Source organism: Streptomyces sp. NRRL F-6492 (genome assembly GCF_001280125.1).
Taxonomy (GTDB): domain Bacteria; phylum Actinomycetota; class Actinomycetes; order Streptomycetales; family Streptomycetaceae; genus Streptomyces.
The window spans coordinates 1-8062 of record NZ_LGEG01000054.1 but is presented as its reverse complement, the minus strand read 5'-3'; the positions used below and the strand labels follow the sequence as shown (position 1 = coordinate 8062).

Annotated in this window: 5 protein-coding genes and 1 pseudogene; 1 reads left to right on the top strand and 5 read right to left on the bottom strand. The window is 70.9% G+C overall.

Annotated elements, in window-relative coordinates; translation table 11 throughout:
• Nucleotides 1–370 precede the first annotated feature (370 nt).
• The 4 genes and pseudogenes from ADL08_RS07005 to ADL08_RS37955 form a co-directional block, all read right to left on the bottom strand.
• On the bottom strand, nucleotides 371–742 hold the full coding sequence (locus ADL08_RS07005) for a DUF6300 family protein (protein ID WP_267889552.1): 372 nt from the start codon (nucleotides 740–742) through the stop codon (nucleotides 371–373).
• Nucleotides 743–1182: 440 nt separating this feature from the next.
• A complete protein-coding gene (locus ADL08_RS07000) occupies nucleotides 1183–2589 on the bottom strand; it encodes an LAETG motif-containing sortase-dependent surface protein (protein WP_053641190.1) in 1407 nt (468 codons plus the stop codon).
• A gap of 108 nt (nucleotides 2590–2697) precedes the next feature.
• The gene (locus ADL08_RS06995; protein WP_053641189.1) at nucleotides 2698–4404 is read right to left on the bottom strand and encodes a sigma-70 family RNA polymerase sigma factor; all 1707 of its coding nucleotides are present in this window, start codon (nucleotides 4402–4404) and stop codon (nucleotides 2698–2700) included.
• Between the two features lie 691 nt (nucleotides 4405–5095).
• Nucleotides 5096–5358 (bottom strand): annotated as a pseudogene (locus ADL08_RS37955) (hypothetical protein); the annotation flags it as partial.
• Between the two features lie 215 nt (nucleotides 5359–5573).
• Between ADL08_RS37955 and ADL08_RS37065 the strand changes: the two are divergent.
• Nucleotides 5574–5852, top strand: coding sequence for a hypothetical protein (locus ADL08_RS37065; protein WP_159042996.1), 279 nt, complete (start codon nucleotides 5574–5576; stop codon nucleotides 5850–5852).
• A 152-nt stretch (nucleotides 5853–6004) separates the two neighbouring features.
• Here the strand turns inward: ADL08_RS37065 and ADL08_RS06985 are convergent, their stop codons facing one another.
• Nucleotides 6005–7708 carry a CocE/NonD family hydrolase gene (locus tag ADL08_RS06985; RefSeq protein WP_053641187.1) on the bottom strand — a complete coding sequence of 568 codons (1704 nt, stop codon included), beginning with the start codon at nucleotides 7706–7708 and terminating at the stop codon, nucleotides 6005–6007.
• Nucleotides 7709–8062 lie beyond the last annotated feature (354 nt).

Sequence of the window (8062 nt, the reverse complement as noted above, 5' to 3'; positions counted from 1 at the left end):
GAGCGGAAGGGCTCGCACTTCCTGGCCTTCCTCGGTCTCGCAGCCGCCCTGACCTGTTACAAGAAGCTCGCGAAACTCACCACGTGAGACAACCTCTTAACGGGAAGAGTGATCTCGCTGCTGGTTGCGTGCCTTGGCACTCGCGCACGAGTGGCCGTGGATCTTAAAAAATACTCGTCCGCGCTGACAGCCAGCTCCCCTTTTCCGAAGCAAGGTCTGCCATCGGCACCAGCCCGCCTGGGCAAGAGCTTCACTCTGGGCACGGTGGGTGGCATGTCCTACGGAAGCAGGGCTCGTTGGCAGAGAACGTAGAGCATGGACGAAGCCTCCGGAGCCGGTAGGTTCCGCAGGCTTCATCGCGGTGCTGTTCTCAGTCCTGTTCGGGCGGTACGAGGCTCAGGTGGGCCGCCGGGCCGGACTGGGCTTCGGGCTGTGGGGCGCGGACCCAGCCGCGGACGTGGAGGGCTTCGGTCTCCCAATCCTCGAAGATCTGGGGCAGTGCTTCCGGGGCGCGGTCGGTGTCCCGGTGCCAGTGGATGAGGGCGCGGGCGGCCGGGCGGCGGGCGTCGCAGGCCGGGCGGAGTTCCAGCAGCATCAGGCCGGTGATGAGCGGGCCGTACCAGTGCAGCAGGAGCTTCCCGCCGCAGTGGGAGCACGGCGGAGCCGGCTGTTCGTCCTCGTCCCGGTGGACATCGAGCCGGGCGAGTTTTTCGTCGGTGACGTTGTCGAGGCCGCCGTTGATGTTGCCGACGCGGAAGAAGGAGCCGTCGGGGCGTACGACGTAGCGTCAGGTGAGCGACATGCAGGGCCCCCTTTCGGGGTGGAGCGTGATGCGAACGGCCACGATCCGCCCGCGTGCCGAGCAGCGTCAAGGGGTCGGGCGCATCCCGTGTGCGAGGAGCCGGTGCCGGCCACGTTCGACGGACGGCCGCGGATCGGCTGTGCCCCCTCACGGTTCGGTGAGGGGGCGCCGTTCTCGGTCTTGTGGTTGTGGCGGTGGCCGGTATGCCTGTTCCGTTACGGTGCGGTCATGAGCGAGCCGTTCGTTCAGGGCGAGGACCATCAGGTATGTGGGATCTGTCCGTCGAGACGGTGTCCTCTGCCGGTGGTCGGCCCTGTGTCGGTGGTTCGGGCCCCGAGGCGCACCGTGTGCTTCGCGGGGTCCTTTCCGGCGCGGGCAGGTCAGGCCCGGCGGCGTCCGCGGTGGCGCATGGTGAACAGGCATACGGCGCCGGCCGCGGCCAGCAGGACGCCGGCACCGGCGATCAGCGGGGTTGCGGAGCTGCCTCCGGTCTCCGCGAGGTTCTTCGCATCGGCATCGGCATCGGCATCGGTGCCGGTGCCGTCCGCCTTCGTGTGGCCGGTCGGGGCGGGGGCGGTGGAGGAGCGCCCGGGCGTGGCGGCCGCGTCGGCGTCGGTGCCTTCTTCGGACACCGGGGTGCTCTCTGCGGCCGGGGCCTGCGGGGCGGGCGTGACGGTGGTGCTTTTCGCGGGGGATCCGGCCTCGGCGGGTGCGGGCGTGCCGTTGAGGTTGACCGCGACGGTGGCCGAGCCGTTGCCGGACTTCTTGACGTCGATCTTCACCTTGTTCGCCGCGTCGGTCAGTGAGGCGAGGGCGTCCTCGCTTCCTTTGGTCTCGCCCGGGGTGGGGTCGATCAGGCGGGACTTGTTGTAGTTGCCCTCGGGCACCAGGTAGGCGTGCACGCCTTCGAGGTTCGCGTCGAGGTTGCCGTCCTCTTTGTCGGTGTAGGTGGTGTCCTCGTGGCGGTACTCCACCACCATCCGGTCTTTGCCGCCCAGCGGTATGTCCAGGGCGCGGACGCCGCCGGGCGCGCCGCCGTAGAGCGGGTGGAGTGTGAAGGTGGCGGACTTCGCTACGGTGACGGCCTGGCCGTCGGAGAGCCAGCCGCGGCCGATCAGTTCGGGGGCGGCGAAGCCGACGCCGGTGCCCCCGCCGCCCATGGGACTCTTGTTGCTGTAGCCCTCGCCGGTGGTGCAGCGGGCGAGGTCGCCGTCGGTGCACTCGTCGCGCTTGTGGTGGTTGAAGCCCTGGTTGTGGCCGAGCTCGTGGACCAGGGCGGTCTTGCCGGTTTTGTTGTCCTCGCCGACCTGGAGCCAGGTCTTGGGGCCGGGCATGGAGCCGAGTCCGAGCCAGGCGCACTCGCTTCCGGTGCCGGGCTGGAGGATGGAGATGCTGTCGTAGTCCTTCTCGGTGTAGCCGTCGGCCAGCACGGCCTTCTCGGCAGCCTCGTAGACCGCCCCGGCGTCGCAGGGCTTTTGCGGAAGGTCCAGCTCGTACGGCCCGACGACCTGCTCCTTCGCGGCCGGGACGTAGGTGAAGGCGCCCTGGGACACCTTGGTGTAGTAGCCCGCGATCGACTGCGGCCCGCCGAAGTACTCCTTGCGGGCGTCCTGCTTGAGCGCCTCGGCGTCGGAGTGCCGGGCGTCCTTGAAGTCGACCACGACCACCAGGACCCGGTTCTTGACCGGGGCGTCGGCGGCGTGAGCGGGGGCGGCCGCGGTGCCGACGGCGAACACGGCGGCGGTGGCCGCCGTGGTGACGAGACTCTTACGGGCACGCTTGTGCATGAGGATCCTTAAGGGATTGGCGGGACGTTGCACAGTTGGGGAGTCCGGGCGCGGCCCCTCGTCCCGCCACTTTGCCAGCCTTTTACCCAAGATCTTTTCCAGGGATGATCAACCGTCGGCGTCCCCGGACGGGCGCCCGCCGAACAGAGCCCCGTCGAACAGGGCCCCGTCGTAGCGGAAGCCGAACGAGGAGGAGCCGTAGTAGTGGTGGTTGGTGCCGATGTCGGTGGTGTGCGCCTTGCCGTCGGCGGCGTTCGCCCAGTCGTTCAGCCCCAGGTACATCCGGTCGCCCCACTGGATGAACCGCGCCTCTCCCGATCCCTCCGGCGCGTACAGGAGCCAGAGCTGACGCGGATCGGCGGGGTCGCAGCCGGTCTGCACGACCGGCGCGTCGTCGGTCTCGGTGCCCTGGTTGGCCAGACACCGGCCGGTGGCGGCGTTGCGTATCTGCACCCGCCCGTTGTCACCCGGGCGCAGCAGGTCCCACACCTGGTGGCGACCGCCGTCACAGGGCGCCTCCCTGGCCTGGAGCCCGGCGGCCCCGCTGCCTCCCGGGATCTCCATGCACCGGCCGGTGGCGGCGAGCCGGAGCCGGGTACGGTCCTCCGCCCGCGGCAACCACTCCGACGGAGACGGCGAAGCCGTCCGGGAGGGGGAAGGGGAGGCCGTCGGGCGGGCGCTGGGGCTCGTCGGCGCCGACGGTGTGGACGGCGTGGCCGGTGCCGCGGAAGGGGTCGTGACGCCGCCGGGCGCGGGGACCGCCACCGGAGCCTTCCCGCCCTGCTCCCCGCCGTCCGTCAGCAGTAGCCCGCCCACCACCAGGGCGGAGACGGTGGCCGCGGCGGTGCCAAGCAGGGCGAGCTTGCCGCCGGCCGTGGACGCGGTGGACGCCGCTCCCCCGCCCGACGAGCCGACCGCCGGACCTGCCGCTCCGGTCGCACCCACCGACGCCCCAAGCCGGGCAGACAGATAGGCATGCGTGCCCCAAAGCAGCAGCCCGGCGGGCAGGACGGCGCCCAGACGCCGGTCCAGATCGGTGAGTTCGACCAGCGCGTGCCGGCAGCGCTCGCAGCCGTCCAGGTGCCGGCGCAGCTGCCGGGTGCTCCGGGATCCGGGGCGGCGCACGGTGGCGGCGAGCAGCGGCCCATGGCGACGGCACTCCTCACTCCCGCTGCCGCTCTCGGCATGTGCGCCGAGATACGCCTCGCGCAGTCCTTCACGGGCCCGGGCGGTGAGCGAGGTGACCCCGCTGGGGCTCACACCGAGCAGGACGCCGATCCGTTCGGCGGTCTCGCCTTCCACGACGCTGTGCCACAGCGCCGCCTGCCAGCGTTCGGGCAGGGAGCGGAAACCGCGTACGACCAGACCGAGGTCCTCCCGCGCGAGGACCCGCTCCTCGGTGTCGGCGTACTCAAGGCCTCCCGGCGCCGGATAGGCGGCGGACCGCTCCTCCAGCCACTGCTCGAAGTCCCCGCTGAGCTCGGTGCGCCGGGCGGTGGCGGCCCATTGCACGGCGGTGTGCCGGACCACGGTCAGCAGGTACGGCCGCCAGGCCGCGTCCGGCCCCGCGCCGGAGCGTACGGCGCGCAGAGTACGGGTGAACGCCTCCGAGGCCAGGTCTTCGGCGGTGTGCGGATCGCGGGCGAAGGTACGGGCGTAGGAGAGGACCGCCGACTGGTGGCGCCGGTACAGCTCGCCGAGCGCGTCCTCGTCGCCCGACCACCTCACCAGGGCGCCGAGTTCGGCGTCGGAGCGGCGGTCGGCGGAGACCTCCGGGTCGGTACGACGGGCGTGTCGCGGTTCTGCGCCGGACATGTGCGGACCTCGGCTAGGCGTTCGTTCAGCAAGGAGCTGGCTTCTCGGTACGACAACCGGCATGTCCGGCGACGGCCCGGACCGACGGCGGCCGGGCGCCGTTCACCGTACGTTCCCCGTCCTCGTCTGGCCAGGCAAACCTTCCGCGAAACCCGAGGACTCCGACCGCGTACAGTCCGGATCGCCACGTCCTGTACGTGTCCGGTCGCTGTTCGGACGGACGGGGTCGCAGCGGTCGCGGTGGTGATGTAGGTGTGGTAATGCCGACGGTCGCGCCAAGACCGGCCACAACCTGCGCGAGATTACCGTGGCGACGCAGGCGCATCAGCGTCAAGACTCCGGCGCAGCCCGGCGCTGCCGGCCTCACGCGGATTTGCCGTACCTCGCGGCGCTCCTACCAGAGCGAGGCGGATACGGTGTATGTCTTCTTCCTCACCGGGGCCACTGTGCAGGTTCTACCTCCTGTGGCGCCTGGCGTGGCTGGTCTCTACGAAGAGCGGTCTTGAGGGCTTTTCAGTCTCCCGTCCAGCGCCCAACCAAGGCAGCGACCACTCACTTGGTCGTCCCGCTCGATCGCGGCCACAGCACTCCACCCGCCTCCGGCCCCCCGCGGCGATCTCCGTGGTCGGTGATGCGCGGGTGGCAGCCGTGCCCCAGGGTTATGGGGTGGTGCACGGCGGTCCGGCGAACCTCAGTGGGAGCAGGTGGTGCCTGCCCCGATTTCGGGCTGCGCGGTGTGCGTGAGGGGTTCGGTGAGGCGGTCCAGGCGGGTGTTAGAGGGCTCGGACGAGGCGGGCGCGGTTCTGGACGCACCGGGCGGTGCCGTTGGTCGGTACGGACAGGCGCCGGTTGGCCCTCGCGCAGGATGACGTCGGCGAGGGCGCCGCGGCCGTCGTGCTTGGGCAGGGCGGCGGCGTGGCGGGCGACGTCGGCGGCCGGGGCGCGGGCGTGCCCGTGTCTCCGACGCCGAGCTGGCGCGGGACTACGAGGAAGAGTGGACGGTGCTCTTGTCGGGACGTCCCGGCAAGCTAGTGAAGCTGATCTACTCCCTGACGTTCATCTGGCCCGCCTTCGTCCTGCGTCGCGATCTGCGGGGGCGAACCTCCTGGCCTCGGCGTCTTGCCCACCGTCACATCGCCCTTTGGACCGGTCCCCGCATGATCTGGGGCATGCTGATCGTCCTGCCGGCCATGGCCTGCCAGGCTGTGGCCGAACGGCTACTCGATGGACCTGATGCCGTCGTACCGCCCTACACGGTTGGGATCGCCGGGGCGGTGCTGATGACTTATGTAGGCATCGGCATGGTCACTGCCGCCCGTATCCTGCTTCGCCTCAGCGCGCGAGCCGAGAGCGGGGATGCAGAGGCACAGAGGCAGATGGAGCAGTACGGAGGGTGGAGAGGAGCAGATCGCTCCAGCGGCCCCTCAGCCAACTCGCCGCAGAACTGACCGGGCCTGGTGCCGTACGCGGGCGCGTGCGCCCATCGGATGGACGTGTTCGCCGAACGACATCGCGGGCGCTTGGAAGGGATGCTGCGCGGCTACGGGCCGGGGCAGCGCGCTCGCAGTGCGGAGCCGTCCTTGAGGAAGTCCGGGCAGCCTTATGCCGTCGCGGGGATGACGGGCAGCAGGAGGTGGGCGGGCCGGTCCGGTCCCCAGTGCAGGGTGCAGCGTCCCCGGGTGCGGGTCCGGTAGGAGGCGGGGAACTGGCCGGTCAGCGGGTTGCGCGGGGACAGCCATCGGCCGGCGACCACCAGCCGGAGCTGCTCCCCGGAACGGAAGAGGGTCGAGGAGGCGCCGAGCGCGATGTCGACGGGGACGGCTTCTCCCGCCGGTACGGGTTCGCGCACCAGACAGGCCGGCACGGGTTCGAAGGGGCGCGATCGGTTGGTGTCGAGTGCCCGCAGGGCGAGGTTCTGCCATCCGGTGGCGACGCGGTCGCGGCCGTATCCGTAGGAGCCTTCGAAGGGGACGAAGCGGCCTGCGCTCCATTTCTCGACGCCCACGACGAGGTCCATGTCGTCGGCGTCGTGCAGCTCGACGTACAGCCGCAGTGCCATGGGTCCGGTGAGCTCGGTGTCTTCTGTGACCGTCCAGCCGAACCGGGCGCCTGCCCGGCGGACGTCGAAGGAGAGCGACCCCGGGGCGGTCGGCGGGTCGGCGGCAAGACCTCGGGCCGTGAGGTACGCGGGGGTCCACCGGGTGCGTTCCAGCGGCCAGGTCTCCTCGTCCCGTACCTCCACGACGTGGTCGGCGCGGTCGCGGACCTCCAGCCGGACCCGGGGCAGTAGTGGCGCGTCCCGCCCTTTGAGGTGGCGCTCGAAGAAGCGCAGTTGGGCCGCGCGGGCCTCCTGGTCGTAGAAGACGGCCCACTTGCCGCCGCGGTGGGTGTACAGGTGCCGCTCCGCAGAGCCGATCTGCTCGAATCCGGCGAACGAACCGCGGCTGTGGAGGTTGTTGTCGGAGAAGCTGCCGCAGACCAGCGCGGGCACCTCGATCGCGGACAGGTCGGGGTCCAGGGACCGGTACCAGTCGTCGATTACCGGCCGGCGGGCGCTCTCCCGCCGGAACGAGTAGGCCTGCCGGACCTTCTTCAGGCCGAGGTCCCAGAGCCTGAGAAAGCCGTTCTCCTCCACGCCGCCGGGGCGTGCCAGTCCCCGGTAGGCGTTGGTGAACCCTTCCCACGGAGCGATCGCCTTCAGCGAGGGCGGCCGGGTGGACGCCGCCCGCCACTGCGTGAGCGCCAGGTAGGACACCCCGAGCATGCCGACGGCCCCGCTGCTCCACGGCTGGGCACCGGCCCACTCGATCAGGTCGTGGACGTCCTCGCCCTCCTGGGCCGACAGCAGCGCTCCGACGCCGTCCGACGTGCCCGCTCCCCGCAGGTCGCAGTTCACCACCGCGTAGCCCTGCCCCACCCACCACACCGGGTCGGGCCCCTCCCAGGTCGTGAGCGAGGAGAAGACCAGGGGCCCGGTCTGGCGCATGATCCGGTAGCGGAACGACAGCTTGGGGCGGCCCGAGGCGGTGAACTCGGGCAGGTCGTCCTTCCCGTACGGGTGGGCGAAGAGGATCACCGGTACGGGAGTGTCGTTCGGCGGACGGTAGACGTTGACGCGCAGAACGGTGCCGTCCCGGGTGACGACCGGGCGGTCGTTCTCGACGTGCACCTTCCCGGGTTCCGGGCGGTACACCGAGATGTCCGGCCGCAGCATCCCCGAAAGCCGCGTGAAGGCGTACCTGACCCGCCCCGGCCTGCTCCACGGCTTGTCATACCGGGCTTCGTCCTCGTGACCGCTGCTCATCGGACCGGCTCCCGTACCCCGAGTCAATGATCTGGCACTCATGAAAAACCATGTCAAGGGGCGGAGGTGTCGGCAACTTGGAGGCGCTGAGCACCAGGGCCCGGTGCCCGGCTCCAGTAGGGGCACAGGTACACGGCCGGCAGGTAGGGAGCGCTCCAGGTCCGGAGCGTCCGGCGGTGCCGAACTGCGCCGTCATCGCCTCCGCTGGAGCGGGGGACCCGATTCCATGAGCGGACAGCGACACGCGGCCACCGCGCCGACCCGGACTCCGGCAGCACGCGGCCGTCCCGCGATCCACCGGCCGGGTTCTGCCCAACGATGGCCGTGGCGGCGGGGAGGTCGTGGTCGGGGGCG

Bases quoted from the DNA above. Each gene is read 5' to 3' on its own strand.
- ADL08_RS06995 (WP_053641189.1), bottom strand. From the start codon at position 4,404: ATGTCCGGCGCAGAACCGCGACACGCCCGTCGTACCGACCCGGAGGTC.
- ADL08_RS06985 (WP_053641187.1), bottom strand. From the start codon at position 7,708: ATGAGCAGCGGTCACGAGGACGAAGCCCGGTATGACAAGCCGTGGAGC.
- ADL08_RS07000 (WP_053641190.1), bottom strand. From the start codon at position 2,589: ATGCACAAGCGTGCCCGTAAGAGTCTCGTCACCACGGCGGCCACCGCC.
- ADL08_RS37065 (WP_159042996.1), top strand. From the start codon at position 5,574: ATGCTGATCGTCCTGCCGGCCATGGCCTGCCAGGCTGTGGCCGAACGG.